This window comes from Paracoccus sp. AK26 (assembly GCF_011801365.1).
Lineage (GTDB): Bacteria > Pseudomonadota > Alphaproteobacteria > Rhodobacterales > Rhodobacteraceae > Paracoccus > Paracoccus aerius.
The window spans coordinates 901,332-915,334 of record NZ_CP041041.1 but is presented as its reverse complement, the minus strand read 5'-3'; the positions used below and the strand labels follow the sequence as shown (position 1 = coordinate 915,334).

General features: G+C 66.4%; 15 protein-coding genes. 7 read left to right on the top strand and 8 right to left on the bottom strand.

Annotated features, from left to right (window positions below; genetic code table 11):
• Positions 1-32 precede the first annotated feature (32 nt).
• The 3 genes from crtY to FIU66_RS04455 are packed head-to-tail and all read left to right on the top strand — an operon-like array spanning position 33 to position 3,552.
• Positions 33-1,166: a lycopene beta-cyclase CrtY gene (gene crtY / locus FIU66_RS04465; protein ID WP_167621584.1), complete on the top strand. Its 1,134-nt coding sequence runs from the start codon at positions 33-35 to the stop codon at positions 1,164-1,166.
• A complete protein-coding gene (locus FIU66_RS04460) occupies positions 1,163-2,638 on the top strand; it encodes a phytoene desaturase (protein ID WP_167621583.1) in 1,476 nt (491 codons plus the stop codon). The genes crtY and FIU66_RS04460 overlap by 4 nt, the downstream gene beginning before the upstream one ends.
• Positions 2,635-3,552, top strand: coding sequence for a phytoene/squalene synthase family protein (locus FIU66_RS04455; RefSeq protein ID WP_167621582.1), 918 nt, complete (start codon positions 2,635-2,637; stop codon positions 3,550-3,552). The genes FIU66_RS04460 and FIU66_RS04455 overlap by 4 nt, the downstream gene beginning before the upstream one ends.
• A 33-nt stretch (positions 3,553-3,585) precedes the next feature.
• On the opposite strand, the gene FIU66_RS04450 is transcribed toward FIU66_RS04455, so the two are convergent.
• Complete coding sequence (locus tag FIU66_RS04450) at positions 3,586-4,545, bottom strand: polyprenyl synthetase family protein (protein WP_167621581.1); 960 nt, start codon at positions 4,543-4,545, stop codon at positions 3,586-3,588.
• A 66-nt stretch (positions 4,546-4,611) separates the two neighbouring features.
• Here FIU66_RS04450 and fni point away from each other — a divergent pair, with 66 nt between their 5' ends.
• Positions 4,612-5,679, top strand: a complete 1,068-nt coding sequence (gene fni / locus FIU66_RS04445; protein ID WP_167621580.1) for a type 2 isopentenyl-diphosphate Delta-isomerase — start codon at positions 4,612-4,614, stop codon at positions 5,677-5,679.
• Positions 5,680-5,726: 47 nt separating this feature from the next.
• Here fni and FIU66_RS04440 read toward each other — a convergent pair whose 3' ends face one another.
• From FIU66_RS04440 to FIU66_RS04425, 4 genes are all read right to left on the bottom strand, one after another.
• Entirely contained in the window at positions 5,727-6,677 is a 951-nt protein-coding gene (locus FIU66_RS04440) for a YsnF/AvaK domain-containing protein (protein ID WP_167621579.1), read from the bottom strand.
• Complete coding sequence (locus tag FIU66_RS04435; protein ID WP_210254094.1) at positions 6,667-7,068, bottom strand: YsnF/AvaK domain-containing protein; 402 nt, start codon at positions 7,066-7,068, stop codon at positions 6,667-6,669. The genes FIU66_RS04440 and FIU66_RS04435 overlap by 11 nt, the downstream gene beginning before the upstream one ends.
• 226 nt (positions 7,069-7,294) lie before the next feature.
• Positions 7,295-7,795, bottom strand: coding sequence for a ferritin-like domain-containing protein (locus tag FIU66_RS04430; protein ID WP_167621577.1), 501 nt, complete (start codon positions 7,793-7,795; stop codon positions 7,295-7,297).
• A 126-nt stretch (positions 7,796-7,921) separates the two neighbouring features.
• Positions 7,922-9,550 (bottom strand): Na/Pi cotransporter family protein, encoded by a 1,629-nt coding sequence (locus FIU66_RS04425; RefSeq protein ID WP_167621576.1) that lies wholly within the window; start codon positions 9,548-9,550, stop codon positions 7,922-7,924.
• Between the two features lie 562 nt (positions 9,551-10,112).
• Here FIU66_RS04425 and aroQ point away from each other — a divergent pair.
• Positions 10,113-10,550: a type II 3-dehydroquinate dehydratase gene (aroQ, locus tag FIU66_RS04420; RefSeq protein ID WP_167621575.1), complete on the top strand. Its 438-nt coding sequence runs from the start codon at positions 10,113-10,115 to the stop codon at positions 10,548-10,550.
• Between the two features lie 6 nt (positions 10,551-10,556).
• On the opposite strand, the gene dinB is transcribed toward aroQ, so the two are convergent.
• A complete protein-coding gene (gene dinB, locus FIU66_RS04415; RefSeq protein ID WP_201281084.1) occupies positions 10,557-11,672 on the bottom strand; it encodes a DNA polymerase IV in 1,116 nt (371 codons plus the stop codon).
• Between the two features lie 208 nt (positions 11,673-11,880).
• Between dinB and FIU66_RS04410 the strand changes: the two genes are divergently transcribed.
• Positions 11,881-12,510: a cysteine hydrolase family protein gene (locus FIU66_RS04410; RefSeq protein WP_240544738.1), complete on the top strand. Its 630-nt coding sequence runs from the start codon at positions 11,881-11,883 to the stop codon at positions 12,508-12,510.
• Here FIU66_RS04410 and FIU66_RS04405 read toward each other — a convergent pair.
• A complete protein-coding gene (locus tag FIU66_RS04405) occupies positions 12,507-12,737 on the bottom strand; it encodes a hypothetical protein (protein ID WP_167621573.1) in 231 nt (76 codons plus the stop codon). The genes FIU66_RS04410 and FIU66_RS04405 overlap by 4 nt on opposite strands.
• A gap of 7 nt (positions 12,738-12,744) precedes the next feature.
• Positions 12,745-12,957, bottom strand: a complete 213-nt coding sequence (locus tag FIU66_RS04400; protein ID WP_167620773.1) for a hypothetical protein — start codon at positions 12,955-12,957, stop codon at positions 12,745-12,747.
• A gap of 178 nt (positions 12,958-13,135) precedes the next feature.
• Here FIU66_RS04400 and FIU66_RS04395 point away from each other — a divergent pair, with 178 nt between their 5' ends.
• Complete coding sequence (locus FIU66_RS04395) at positions 13,136-13,993, top strand: SDR family oxidoreductase (protein ID WP_167621572.1); 858 nt, start codon at positions 13,136-13,138, stop codon at positions 13,991-13,993.
• Positions 13,994-14,003: the final 10 nt, after the last annotated feature.

The window sequence follows — 14,003 nt, the reverse complement described above, 5'->3', positions numbered from 1 at the left end:
AAAAGGTTAGGACGAATCAGACGGGCCGGATCGTGGTCGCGGGGGCGGGACTTGCAGGCTCGCTGGCGGCGTTGCGGCTGGCGGGCGCGGCGGATGTGGTGCTGATCGACCAGCGTCCCGAACCCCTGGCCGGCCACACCTGGTCCTTCCATTCGGGCGATGTTGATTCGGCGCAGCGTGCCTGGCTGCAACCGGCCCTGCGCTGCCAGTGGGACGGGCAGGACGTGCGCTTCCCGGGTTATGGCCGCCAGCTTCGGTCGGGCTATGCCTCGATCGATGCGGACAGCCTGGGCGCGGCCTTGTCCGGCGTGGCGGGGGTGACGCGGATCACCGGGCGGGTCGCATCGGTCGACGCAGGGGGCGTGACGCTGGCAGATGGGCAGCGGATCGAGGGCGACCTTGCCGTCGACGCGCGCGGCTTTTCGCCCCATCCGTCCATCGAGGTGCGTTTCCAGAAGTTCCTGGGCCAGGAGATCCTGCTGGAAGCGCCCCACGGGCTGACGCACCCGGTCATCATGGACGCAACCGTCCCGCAGATGGACGGCTATCGCTTCTTCTACCTGCTGCCCTTTGACGACCGCCGCCTGCTGGTCGAGGCCACCTATTACTCCGACGGCGCCAGTCTTTCGTCCGCCGACCAACGCGCGGGCATCGCAGAATATGCGGCGGGCCAAGGCTGGCGCATCGCCACTGTCGAGCGCGAGGAGAACGGCGTCCTTCCGATTGCCCTGCGCTTTGACGCGGACGCCTTCTGGCGGGGCATCCCCGCCGACCTTCCGACCATCGGGCTGCGCGCGATGCGCTTTCACGCGCTGACGGGATACAGCCTGCCGCACGCGGTCCGCAGCGCCGACCTGATCGCCCGGCACTGGCGCCAGGGCGCACAGGTCCTGGCCGGGGCGCTGCGCGGCGATTCGCTGGCCGACGCCAAGGCGCAGGGCTTCTATCGCCTGCTGTCGCGGATGCTGTTCGAGGCTGCCGCCCCCGACGAACGGCGCCACGTGATGGAACGCTTTTATCGCCTGCCCGAGCCGCTGATCGAGCGGTTCTATGCCGGGCAAAGCACATGGGCCGACAAGGCCCGCATCCTGACGGGCCGACCGCCCGTCCCGGTCGGGCGCGCGCTGCGCTGCCTGCCCGAAACCTTCAAGGTGAAGCCTGCATGAAACACTCTCCCGGCAAGACGGCCGCCGTCATTGGCGCGGGCCTAGGCGGCCTTGCGCTTGCCATCCGCCTGCAAAGCGCGGGCATCGCGACCACGGTCTTCGAAAAGCGCGACAAGCCCGGCGGGCGGGCCTATGTCTATCACGACGCGGGCTTCACCTTCGATGCCGGGCCGACGGTCATCACCGATCCCGACTGCCTGAAGAAGCTGTGGCGGCTGTCGGGCCGCGACATTTCCGAACACGTGACCCTGCTGCCGGTGGAGCCCTTCTATCGCCTGTGCTGGGAAGACGGGACAGTCTTCGACTATGCCGACGACCAGCCCTCGATCGAGCGCCAGATCCACGCGATCAACCCCCCCGATGTCGAGGGGTATCGCCGCTTCCTGGCCTATTCCCGCGACGTCTATCGCGAGGGCTATGAAAAGCTGGGCACCGTGCCCTTCCTGCATTTCTCGGACATGATCCGCGCCGCGCCGCAGCTGGCCCGCCTTCAGGCCTGGCGGTCCGTGCATTCGATGGTGGCGCGCCACATCAAGGACGAACACCTGCGCCAGGCGTTCAGCTTCCACACGCTGCTGGTGGGCGGCAACCCGTTCACGACCTCGTCCATCTATGCCCTGATCCATGCGCTGGAACGCCAGGGCGGCGTCTGGTTCGCCAAGGGCGGCACGGGCGCCCTTGTCGCGGGCATGGTGCAACTGTTCCAGGACCTGGGCGGCACCCTCCACCTAGACAGCCCCGTCGACCGGATCGAGACCGAGGGCAACCGCGCCACCGCCGTCCATGCGCGCGGCCAGCGCCATCCCTTCGACATGGTCGCCAGCAATGCCGACGTGGTCCACACCTATCGCAACCTTCTGCGCGACCCCAAGGGCGACAAGCTGGCCCGCAAGCGCCATTCCATGTCGCTGTTCGTGATCTATTTCGGGCTGCGCGGCCTGCGCCCCGAGTTGCGGCACCACATGGTCCTGTTCGGCCCCCGCTATCGCGAGTTGATCGGAGAGATCTTCGGGGGCAAGCAACTGGCCGATGACTTCTCGCTTTACCTGCACGCGCCGTCGGTGACAGATCCCGGCCTCGCCCCGGAAGGGTGCAGCGCCTATTACGTCCTGGCCCCGGTGCCGCATCTGGGCACTGTTGACATGGATTGGGACAAGGCGGCCGAGGCCTATCGCGACCGCATCCTGGATTATCTGGAAGAACGCTATATCCCTAACTTGCGCCGCGACCTTGTGACGGTGCGCCACTTCACGCCGCAGGACTTCAAGACGGAACTGAACGCGCATCTGGGATCGGCCTTTTCCATCGAGCCGATCCTGACCCAAAGCGCCTGGTTCCGCCCCCACAACCGCGACGAGCGGCTGGAGAACATGTATATCGTCGGCGCGGGCACCCATCCCGGCGCCGGCATTCCCGGCGTCGTCGGATCGGCCGAGGCCACGGCGTCGCTGATGATCGGGGAACGGGCATGAGCGACGCGACCCTGGACCAGGCGCGGCAATCCATCGCCGTGGGGTCGAAAAGCTTCGCCATGGCGTCCAAGTTCCTGCCCGCCGGGATGCACGAGGATTGCGTGATGCTTTACGCCTGGTGCCGCCACGCCGACGACGTGATCGACGGGCAGGAGGCGGGCTTTGCGGCCACGGCCCAGGGCGATCCTGCGGCCCGGCTGACGGAACTGCGCGACCTGACGCATCGGGCGCTGCGGGGCGATGCGGCCGCGCCGGTCTATGCCGGGCTGGCCCGCGTCGTGGCAGCCCGCGACATCCCGCACCGCCATGTCGATGAGCTGCTGGACGGCTTCGCGATGGACGTGAACGGACAGGTTTATCACACGATGGGCGACCTGCTGGAATACTGCTATCGCGTGGCGGGGGTCGTCGGCGTGATGATGGCCCGGATCATGGGCGTCCGGGACGAGGCTGTCCTGGATCGCGCCAGCGACCTGGGCCTTGCCTTCCAACTGACCAACATCGCTCGGGACGTCATCGATGACGCGCGGATCGGGCGAACCTATCTGCCGCGCGATCTGCTGCGGGCCGAGGGGATCGAGGCTGTGGACCCCGACGACCTGTCCCAACGCCCTGCCTTGCACCGCGTCGCGCTGCGCCTGCTGGACGATGCCGAGATCTATTATCGCAGCGCGGACGTGGGCATTGCCGCCCTGCCCCGCCGCCCGGCCCTGGCCATCGCTGCCGCCCGCAACATCTATCGCCAGATCGGCGTCAAGCTGCGGGCGCAGGGACCGGATGCCTGGAACGGGCGGCTGTCCACGACCAAGGGCGAAAAGCTGCGGCTGGCGGCCAAGGCGGTCGGGTCAACCGTTCTGGCCCCGCGCCGCCGGACAGACCCGGTCAGCCGCGACGGGCTTTACATCCGCCCCTAGGCGCGGGTTCTGGCCCGCGCCCTGCGGGGGCAACTACCTCGCGGCACTGGCCGCCTGCGCCTGCGGCACGCGGTCCAGCATCGGAGTGAAGATCGCGTCGATCATGCAGCGGAACGGCTCGGGCGACAGGCCCGCGCCCACAAGCGCCGCATCGGCCGAGGCCAGCAGCCCGCGGCACCGGCGCAGCGCCTCCTCGGCCCCATAGACTGCCAGATAGGTTTCCTTGCCAACGTCCTTGCGGCAGTCCTTGCCGGTGGCGGCGCTGTCGGACAGCATGTCGATCAGGTCGTCGGCGATCTGGAAGGCCTGGCCCAGGTCCTCGCCGAAGCGGCGCAGCAGGCTGCGTTCGGCATCGGGGCGTCCGCCGAGGATCGCCCCCGCCTCGACCGCGGCGCATAGCAGGGCGCCCGTCTTCAGCGCATTGATCCGAGTGATGCGGTCCAGCGGGCCGTCGTCGACGCCGTCCCTGTCGGAGAAGCCGTGCAGGTCCAGTTCCTGCCCCGCGACCAGTCCCTGCCATCCCATCACCCCCGACAGGATCGACACAAGCGCGCCACGCTGCCCGTCGGCCAGCCCAGCCACGCCATTGGCGATCGAGATCGCATGGTTCAGCAGCCCGATCGCGGTCAGGATCGCCGTCGCCTCGCCAAAGCGGGCATGGGTCGTGGGCCTTCCGCGCCGCAGCATGGCATTGTCCATCGACGGCAGGTCGTCCACGATCAGGGATGCCGTGTGCACCATTTCCAGGGCAACGGCCATGTCCAGAACCGCGTCGCGGTCTGCGGCATCGCCTGCCACAAGATGCAGCAGATAGGGCCGCAGCCGCTTGCCGCTGCCCATCGCGTCGCTTGCGGCGTCGATCAGGCGGGCGGGCGCGGGGGAAAGCTGGGACAGGTGATGGGTGATGCGCGCGTCAAGCTGGCGGACAAAGCTCTCCTGCATGTCGAAATGTGTGGGCGCGGCCTTCGCCTTGTCTATTGCCTGCTGGTGCATGAGACTGTCCTTCAGAACGGGCGTTGTGCAAGCAGGCACAGTGCGAAATGACAAGGGCTGACAGGCATGACCCACCCCGATCCGTCGCTTTGGAAAGACAATGACTCTGGTCTCACACTCACCTCGCGGAAAGAACAACATCTGGATGTCGTGCTTGCCGGAAAGGCAGGCGCAACCGTAACGACCGGGCTCGAGGCAGTCCTGTTCGAACATGTCGCCCTGCCCGAAGTTTCGTGGCACGAGGTGGATTTGTCCACCAGATTTCTTGGCTGCCGCATTGACGCCCCCGTGATGATCGGATCGATGACCGGCGGGCCGCGGCGGGCCGGGGCGATCAACCGCACCTTGGCCCAGGTCTGCCAGCAGTTGCGCCTGCCCCTGGCGGTCGGATCGCAGCGCGTCGTGATCGAGGGGGGCGAGGCCGCGGGCCTTGACGGAAGCCTGCGCCGCCTTGCCCCCGACATCCCGATCCTGGCCAATTTCGGCGCCGCGCAACTGAACCGCGGCTTTGGCCGGGACGAGGCGATGCGCGCCGTCGAGGCGATTGGCGCATCGGCGCTGATCCTGCACCTGAACCCCCTGCAAGAGGCCGTGCAGCCCGAAGGCGACCGCGACTGGCGCGGCCTTGCCGCCAAGATCGGCGCCTTGGCGCGCGACCTGCCCGTGCCCGTTGTCGTGAAAGAAGTGGGCGCAGGACTGTCTGGCCCCGTCGTCGCAAGGCTTGCGGCCGAAGGGGTGGGCGTCTTCGACGTGGCCGGGTCCGGCGGCACCGACTGGGCCAAGGTCGAGGCCGCGCGCGCCCCCGACCCCGCCGCGGCCCGTGTCGCTGCCTGTTTCGCGGGCTGGGGCATCCCCACCGCCGAGGCCATACGCGGCGCAAGACAGGCCGCGCCCGATGCCACGATCATCGGATCGGGCGGCATCGTCGATGGGCTGGACGCCGCCCGCGCGATCCGGTTGGGGGCCGATGTGGTGTCGCTGGCGGGGGCGGTGCTTGCCTCGGCCATCGACGGGCCGGAGGCGTTGCTGGGCCAGTTGGACATCGTGCTGCGGCAGTTGCGGACTGCCTGCTTTTGCACGGGCAGCGCGGATTTGTCCGCGCTGCGGCAGGCGCGCCTGCGGCAGCCGGCATGAAAACGGCGCCCCAGGGGGCGCCGTTTCCCTTTCCGTTCTCGACTGCGTCAGAGCGTCCGGTCGTCCCGGTTGCGATGCGCCGCGTCCAGGGTGTCGCGCTCGTCGTCGATCTCGACCTCGGTCCGACGCACGGTGTCCGACACGGTTTCCCGATGCGTCTCGCTGGTCTTGCGCATGCCGATTTCCTCGACCACGCGGGCTTCCTTCTGGACCACCGCTTCCTCGCGATATTCCTCGGCTTCCAGCGTGCGGTCCTGGAAGGCGGCCTCGGCGCCGGTCACGGCGCGGTCCACCGGACGGCGTTCGATCTCGACGCGGTCCTCGCGCAGGTCGACGCTTTCGCTGACGGGTTCCTCGACGGTATAGGCGCGAACGCGGACCCGGCCGTGGCTGTTGTCGCGCTTGCCGATGCGGATGCGTTCCTCGACCACCGGAATGGTCTCGTCGTCCGAGCGTTGGTCCAGACGGCCAGTTTCAGCGCCGTATTCCATCTGCGTGTCGAGGTTGCCGGTCCGCGCCGCGGTCGACGACCCCCCGGTCATGGAAGCGCTGCCGCCCGCGGCCGCATAGCTGCTGGACTCGTAGCCGTCCCAGCCCTCGGAACGCCAGGTTTCCGCGCGTTCGTCCAGATCGACGCTGCCTTCGTCGTCCAGGATATCCAGGGCGATGTCGTGATGCGCGGCACCCAGGCCCGTCACCGTGACCAGATAGCCGCCGCGGGACAGGCCCTCGGCATAAGTATAGCGATCCTCGTCCGGGAAGAAGAAATCGCCAAGGCTGTCCCAGAAACCCTTGTCCTCGTCCGTGCGGGTCGCTGAAGGCGTGTCCGAGCCGCCCGACACCATGCGGATATGCGCCATCGGGATCCCGGCCTGCACCAGCCGATCGACCGCGCGCTGCGCATCGTCGTGGCTGTCGAACATCGCCGACAGCGACGCATTGCCGGTGGTACCCAGTTGCTGTGCGCTGCTGGCGCCGACTTCGTTGTCATAGGTCATCTTGATCGTCCTTGCTGCTGGTTTGGTTGGGGTCAAGAGTTTCGGGGAAACGCTCGACCCGGACGGATTGGCGGCGGGTCTGTGCCGGTATTTCGACGCTGTCCCGCCGGGTGATGCGGCGAATGTGGATTTCCTCGCGAAGATAAAGTTCGCGCGTCACGACCAACCTTTCCTCGACCACGGGGATGATGGTCAGGTCGCCTTCGGTGGTCATGTCGGGCACGCCGTCGATGCGGCGATCGACCGGCACCCGGACCACCTCGACCTCTTCTCGGGTCAGTTCTGCGGGAAGCAGATGGTCGATGGTTTCTGTCTGGGTGGCGATCCGGACCCGTCCGGTCAGCACCCTCTGCTTGGTTACGGATAGCTGTTCCTCGACCAGAGGCAGCATATCGGTTCTCGGATCGTCGGGCATTGCTCCCCCCGTGGTTGATCGTCCCCGCCGATCAGGTTGAAAGACAACCGATCCGGCTGTCCTGCGTTCGTTCACAAACCCGCGATCATGTAAGGCGGCGGCAAGCTGGGCGGAAAACGGCAGATCCGGCCACGACCCTGCCGCGGAATAGAAAATGCGGCCCGGATTCTCGGGCCGCCATGACAGGTGCTTGCAGGAAAGATCAGGCCGCTTTTTCGGTCGCGGCCGCGTTGATGACCGAATCCGCCAAGCCGGTCAGCTTTTCGTCCGTGGCGCTTTCTTCGTTCAGCGTTTCATCCAGCAGGGCGACCGCCTCCGTCATGCCCAGAACCTGCGCCCAGGCCTTCAGCGTGCCATAGCGGCTGATCTCGTAATGCTCGACCGCCTGGGCCGCCGCCAGCAGACCCGCGTCAAGCGCCGGGCTGCCCTTGAACTCGTCCATGATCTCTTCGCCCTCGGCAATGATGCCCTCGATGGCGTCGCAGGTCTTGCCGCGCGGGCGCTTGCCGATCAGTTCGAAGACCTGGGTCAGACGCTCGATCTGGCCCTGGGTTTCCTGTTCATGCATCTCGAACGCGGCCTTCAGTTCCTCGTGCTGGGCAGCACGGGCCATCTTGCGCAGCGCCGTCGTGATCTTGCGCTCGGCATAGTAGATGTCCTTAAGGGTTTCGTGGAACAGCGTGTCAAGTGTTTGTTCAGCCATGGAAAACTCCTCGGGTTTAACCGCCTTGGGCCAAGTTTGGCCGGCCGGGCGTTGCCTTCACAACCGTCCCGCGCCGCGACCGTTCCCCATTGTCGGGACCGAGTTGACATTTATTAACCCCAGGCCCTACCTGCCACGCAGGCGGCTTTCGAACAGCAGCCCGTCCTCGTCCAGGATGGGATGGGCGACCGAGGCGACATGGGCGTTGATCCGCTTGAGGTCGCGCAGGATGTCCAGGTGCAGGGACGACGTGTCGCGGCTGGCTGCCAGCCCCTCGCGCAGGCGGAACAGGTGGCGCTGCGCGGACTGCCGTTCCAGATTGCGAATGTCGACCTTCAGCTCCATCAACCGCCGGGCCATGTCCAGGTCGCGGGTCATGAAGACCGTCTGCGCCATGCGCAGGTTTTCCTGGGTCATCACGAACATCCGGTCCAGTTCGGCGAAGCCCGGTTCGGAAAAGCGCAGGCCCAGGCCGATCTTCTTGCGGACCTCGGGGGATAACCCCTTGTCGATGATGTCGCCCACATGTTCCAGGTTGATGACGTAATCCAGGATGGTGATCGCGCGGCGGCGTTCATCCTCGGTCGCCTGGCTGCCAAGGCGCGACAGATAGGTCTTCACCTCTTGCTGGCGGCGGTCCACCCGCTGCTCCAGTTCCGCAACCTCGGCCAGGGGGGCCGGGTCGCTTTGCTGGAAGGCCAGCCGGGTCTGCGCCAGCATCCGTTCGACCGTGTCGCCGATGGCCAGGACTTCGCGGGATGCGCCGGTGAGGGCCAGGATCGGTGTCTGCAACGCCGCTTCGTCCAGCCAGCGGGGCGCAGGTTCGGCCTGGTCTTCCTCGGTGGCGACGAAGCGTTCGAGGATGCGGGCGATCATTCCCGCAAAGGGCCAGATCGCAAGCGCGACAGCCAGGTTGAAGGCAAGATGCGCCTCGACTGCAAGGCCGGTCCAGGGCAAGGGCGCCTGCTGCAGCAGGCCGCCGATCTGGCCGGCGAAAGGCAGCGCGGCAAGGCAGCCGAGCGCCCGGATCACAAGATTGCCCACGGCGACGCGGCGCGCGTTCGCGCCAAGGCCTGCCGTCAGCATGACGGGCACCACGGCCCCGCCCAGGTTCGCGCCCAGAACCAGCACCACCGTCAGCCCCGCCGGCAAGCCCAGCGACAGGACCAGCAGCACCGCCGCCAGCGAGGACGAACAGGCGAATGCCAGGGCCGCGGACATCAGCAGCGCCACGGGCCAGGCCTGGTCCAGCATGGGCAGGAATGCGGCCAGCAAGGGCGACGTGCGCAGGGGCATCGCGGCATGGTCCAGCAGGGACAGCGACAGCAGCATCAGCCCGACACCGATCAGCGCCCGCCCCGTTCCCGTCCAAACCGGCTTGCGCTGCTTGGACAGGGCATAGCCCGCCAGAAGCAGCCCCGGCGTCACCGCCGCGACCCCGGCCGACACGATCCACGCCGTCAGCGCGGTGCCGACATTGGCCCCCAGCAGGACGATCTGCGCCATTCGCGCCCGGATCATGCCCCGGTCCACGAAGGAGGCGGTCAGCAAGGCGGTGGCGGTCGAGGATTGCAGGCCCAGGGTGGCGGCAAGTCCGGCCAGGAAGGCTCCCGGCCCCGTGCGGGTGCCGATGCCCAGGGCCATGCGCAGCCGGATGCCGAACCCTTCGGTCACGCCGTCGCGCACCAGGTTCAGGCCGAACAGCAGCAAGGCCACGGCACCGGCCAGTTGCAGGATGATCATCAGCGACGCCATGCCACCACCTTTCCCGACAAGGGAAGCACGCCCTTATGCCTTTGCCAATCGCCGACGTGACCAAAAGTTTCCACGGCACGTCAATTGGTTCTCGGCAGATCATCAGACCGTCGGATAGGGCAGCCAAGCTTTCCGCCTTGCCCTGTTACGCGACAAGGCAAGGCCGCGCCCACCTGTGCCCCGCGATAACCCAATGTCTGGAATTGTCGCTTCCCTTTGCGGGATGCGCTTCAGCTTCACTATGGCGCAGGAATAGGTTTTAACACGGGCGGGGCAGCCGGAAGGGGGGAAGGATCATGCTTCAATTCCAACGGCGCCGCCGAAGCCCGGCACATGGTCGCCCTCAGGCGACAACGCGCCTGGTAACGCGACAGGCCTTCGTCTCAAATCCATCAGGTCAGTGTCGTGGCCATCGTTTTGTCCTGGTTCTTGGCACCCGAGATATCCCGAGATGTCTGCAACATCTGGATCAACAGGGTGCCACCGCTGCTGCGGGCGCCCCTTCAAGCAATTCTCGGCGGGCGGGTCTGTCGCCGCGCATTTCTAGTCGTAAGGTCTCTTCATGCCGAAGCTCGTCTATATCCTGAACGGTCCGAACCTGAACCTGCTGGGCAAGCGCCAGCCCGATATCTACGGGTCCGAAACGCTGGACGATGTCGAAGGCGACTGCGCGGCGCTGGCAGCCGAACTGGGCGTGGAAACGCGGTTCCTGCAATCGAACACGGAAGGCCAGATCATCGACTGGATCCACCAGGCACGAGAGGATGGCGCAGGCATCGTCATCAACCCCGCCGCCTATACCCATACCTCGGTTGCGATCCTGGACGCGCTGAACGCCTTTGACGGCCCGGTGATCGAGGTCCATATCTCGAACGTCCACAAGCGCGAGGGCTTTCGCCATCATTCCTATGTCAGCCTGCGCGCCGACGGGGTGATCGCGGGCTGCGGGACCGAAGGCTATCGCCTTGCGCTGCGCCGGATCGTGTCCCTCCTGGACTGAGCACGATCAAAGGCCAGGAAGCCCCAGTGGAAGCTGTAGTTCCTGCGCCTCGTCCACCGACTCGAGCGACGACAGGGTGACACCCAGCAGGCGCACGCCTTTCTCGACCGGGAACAGCGGCTGCATCAGGCCGACCGCGATGGCGCGCAAATCCTCGGCGCCCCCGACGGGGCCGGCCAGCGTCCGGCTGCGGGTGATCTGCTGGAAGTCGGCGTATTTCACCTTCAGCGTCACGGTTCGGCCGGTCAGCCCTTTCCCCTCGCAGGCACGCCACACCTTCTGGGCCAGGGGCACAATCTCACGGCAGGCGGCGTCGAGATCGAAGATGTCGCGGTCGAACGTATCCTCGGCCCCCACGGACTTTCGGATGCGGTGGGGCTCGACCGGGCGATGGTCGATGCCGCGGGCGATGCGGAAATACCAGTCGCCCGACTTGCCGAAATGCTGGCGCAGGAACTCGACCGGCTTGTCGCGCAGGTCGGCGCCGGTAGCGATGCCCAGACGCTGCATCTTGGCCGCGGTGGCGGGGCCGATGCCGTGGAACTTGCCGACCGCAAGCTCGGCCACGAAGGACGGGCCACGGGCGGGCGTGATGACCGCCTGCCCGTTCGGCTTGTTCAGGTCGCTGGCCAGCTTTGCCAGGAACTTGTTGTAGGAAATCCCGGCCGATGCGTTCAGCCCCGTCACCTGCCGGATCCTGTCGCGGATCATCAGCGCGATATCGGTGGCGATGGGGATCCCCCGCTTGTTCTGCGTCACGTCCAGATAAGCCTCGTCCAGCGACAGCGGCTCGATCAGGTCGGTATGTTCGGCAAAGACTTCCCGGATCTGCTGGGATACGGCGCGATACACTTCGAAGCGCGGCTTGACGAAGATCAGGTCGGGGCAGCGCCGTTTCGCGGTCACGGACGGCATGGCGGACCGGACGCCGAAGACCCGCGCCTCATAGCTGGCGGCGGCGACGACGCCCCGCGCGGCTGACCCGCCGACGGCCACCGGCTTGCCGCGAAGGTCGGGATTGTCGCGCTGTTCGACCGAAGCATAGAAGGCATCCATGTCCACATGGATGATCTTGCGGATCACCCGTTGCGCGTCTTCCCCCACCTGATCCGCGCCTTCCATCCGCGTCCCGTCCTGTCGCCGCCCTTCCTTGGGTTTACCGAAAGCTGGACCGGAAACAAAGGCGGAACATGATTGCCCGGCGACATGCCACCCATCCCGCCCGGCCGGCCAAGGGCCTGAACGAACAAATGTTTGCCCAGGCGCTGCTTCGGAAACTTCCGCCCACTCGCGCGGTTTTCCGACCCGGACCGAAAGCAAGGAGAGCCGGATGAACATGCAAGATGCCACCAAGGTCAGCGAAGGCCTGGCCTATGGCCCGCCCGGCGAACGGACCATCCACCTTTGCATCGACATGCAGCGCCTTTTCGACAAGGGCTCGGACTGGGAAGTGGACTGGTTGCGGCGCGTGCTGCCGAACATCTGCAATCTGGTCGAAAGGATCCCCGACCGCACGATCTTCACGCGCTTCATCACCCCCGAAACCCTGGAGGATGCGCCGGGGGCATGGCGGCGTTATTACCAGAAATGGCCGCAGATGCTGCGCCGGACCCTTGAGCCGGACCTGCTGCGCCTTCTGCCCGAACTCGAGATCCACCTGCCGCCGGCGCGGCTTTTCGACAAGCCCGTCTATTCACCCTGGATGGATGGCCGCCTGCACGGGATGCTGCAACAGGATCGGATCGACACGGTCGTGATGACCGGCGGCGAGACCGATGTCTGCCTGCTGGCGGCCATCATGGGCGCCGTCGATCTGGGCTACCGCGTCATCGTGGTATCGGATGCCGTCTGCTCTTCGACGGACGACACCCATGATGCCGCGATGGAAATGTATGCCAAGCGCTTCGGCCAGCAGATCGAGATGGTCGAGACAGAAGCCCTGATCGCCGCCCTGTCCTAGCGCGGGCGGCATTCCAGGCTGTCGACGATCTTTCTGAAGGTCTCGGCAATGGCAAGCTCGGTTTCCAAGCCCTCGACGATCACGGCGCCGGGGTCTTCCTGCCCGTCGCGCATGACCTGCCTTTCGATCAGCCAGTCGCAGATCGGCTGGCGGGCCTCGGGGGACAGCAGGTCGGGCAAGGCCGCGACCAGCTTTCGGTAGGCGATCAGTTCGGCATCCTCGGCCATGGTTGCCTCAGTAGTTTCCGGGGGGATCACTTGCGGGAAAGGATTCGTCCGCGGTTTCGTCCACGCGATCCCAGTCGCGCGGGGGTGCGGACATCTCGCGCCGTCCGGCAGACCGGACATAACGGCCGCCGGACCCGCCCGTCGTGCTGCAGGCCCGGGCGACCAGCCCGCCCACCAGCAGAAAGCCGCCCGCCGCTATCAGAATGTCGCTGTTGCGCATGTCATTGCTCCGTCTTGGTTCGGGATCAAACGAAGCCGCGGCGGCAGTTGTTCCGCGCCGGCCGTGCCCCTTTCATCGGCTGATAAACAGCAAGGCGGAAACCCTATGGCGTTCCGGCGGTTCAGGAAGGGCGGGTTCTCCGCAACACCGACCACCCTTCAGACCGCGAGGCCGCAAGATGCGTGATTATCCCAAGCCCCCGTTTCCGAAACAGCAGCAGGAACTGCCCGGCAGCTTTCAGAAGATGGACCCCAAGCCCGACCACGGCGAGGAAAGCTGGCGCGGCGCGGGCCGGCTGGAGGGGATGAAAGCGATCATCACCGGCGGCGACAGCGGCATCGGCCGGGCCGTGGCCATCGCCTTTGCCCGCGAAGGCGCGGATGTGGCGCTGTCCTATCTGGACGAAACCGACGACGCCCAGTCCACCGCGCAACTGGTCCGCGATGCGGGGCGGGAATGCCTGACCTTTCCGGGCGATCTTTCGGATCCCGAACATTGCCGCAGGATCATCGCCGAGACCGCGCAGACGTTCGGAAAGATCGACATCCTGGTCAACAACGCCGCCCACCAGCTGACTTTCGACAAGATCGAGGACATCCCGGACGAGGAATGGCGCTATACCTTCGCCACCAACATCGATGCGATGTTCTATCTGACCAAGGCGGCGGTGCCGCATATGGGACCGGGCAGCTCGATCATCAACACGGCCTCGATCAATTCGGACAATCCCAGCCCCAACCTGCTGGCCTATGCCACCACCAAGGGCGCGATCCAGAACTTTACCATGGGCCTGGCGCAGATGCTGGCCGAACGTGGGATCCGCGCCAATGCCGTGGCCCCCGGCCCGGTCTGGACGCCGCTGATCCCCGCCAGCATGGATGCCGAGAAGGTGTCGAACTTCGGCGCGAACTATCCGATCGGCCGGCCCGCGCAGCCAGTTGAACTGGCCTCGGCCTATGTGATGCTGGCCGAACCGATGTCCAGCTATGTTTCGGGCACCACCATCGCCGTCACCGGCGGCAAGCCGATGATGTGAGGACACAGAA

Excerpts from the sequence above, each read along its gene's own strand:
- FIU66_RS04430 (WP_167621577.1), bottom strand. The coding sequence starts at position 7,795 with ATGGCTGAACAAACACTTGACACGCTGTTCCACGAAACCCTTAAGGAC.
- FIU66_RS04410 (WP_240544738.1), top strand. The coding sequence starts at position 11,881 with ATGAACATGCAAGATGCCACCAAGGTCAGCGAAGGCCTGGCCTATGGC.
- FIU66_RS04425 (WP_167621576.1), bottom strand. The coding sequence starts at position 9,550 with ATGGCGTCGCTGATGATCATCCTGCAACTGGCCGGTGCCGTGGCCTTG.
- FIU66_RS04455 (WP_167621582.1), top strand. The coding sequence starts at position 2,635 with ATGAGCGACGCGACCCTGGACCAGGCGCGGCAATCCATCGCCGTGGGG.
- FIU66_RS04450 (WP_167621581.1), bottom strand. The coding sequence starts at position 4,545 with ATGCACCAGCAGGCAATAGACAAGGCGAAGGCCGCGCCCACACATTTC.
- FIU66_RS04395 (WP_167621572.1), top strand. The coding sequence starts at position 13,136 with ATGCGTGATTATCCCAAGCCCCCGTTTCCGAAACAGCAGCAGGAACTG.
- FIU66_RS04435 (WP_210254094.1), bottom strand. The coding sequence starts at position 7,068 with ATGCTGCCTCTGGTCGAGGAACAGCTATCCGTAACCAAGCAGAGGGTG.
- dinB (WP_201281084.1), bottom strand. The coding sequence starts at position 11,672 with ATGGAAGGCGCGGATCAGGTGGGGGAAGACGCGCAACGGGTGATCCGC.
- aroQ (WP_167621575.1), top strand. The coding sequence starts at position 10,113 with ATGCCGAAGCTCGTCTATATCCTGAACGGTCCGAACCTGAACCTGCTG.
- FIU66_RS04400 (WP_167620773.1), bottom strand. The coding sequence starts at position 12,957 with ATGCGCAACAGCGACATTCTGATAGCGGCGGGCGGCTTTCTGCTGGTG.
- fni (WP_167621580.1), top strand. The coding sequence starts at position 4,612 with ATGACCCACCCCGATCCGTCGCTTTGGAAAGACAATGACTCTGGTCTC.
- FIU66_RS04440 (WP_167621579.1), bottom strand. The coding sequence starts at position 6,677 with ATGACCTATGACAACGAAGTCGGCGCCAGCAGCGCACAGCAACTGGGT.
- FIU66_RS04405 (WP_167621573.1), bottom strand. The coding sequence starts at position 12,737 with ATGGCCGAGGATGCCGAACTGATCGCCTACCGAAAGCTGGTCGCGGCC.
- FIU66_RS04460 (WP_167621583.1), top strand. The coding sequence starts at position 1,163 with ATGAAACACTCTCCCGGCAAGACGGCCGCCGTCATTGGCGCGGGCCTA.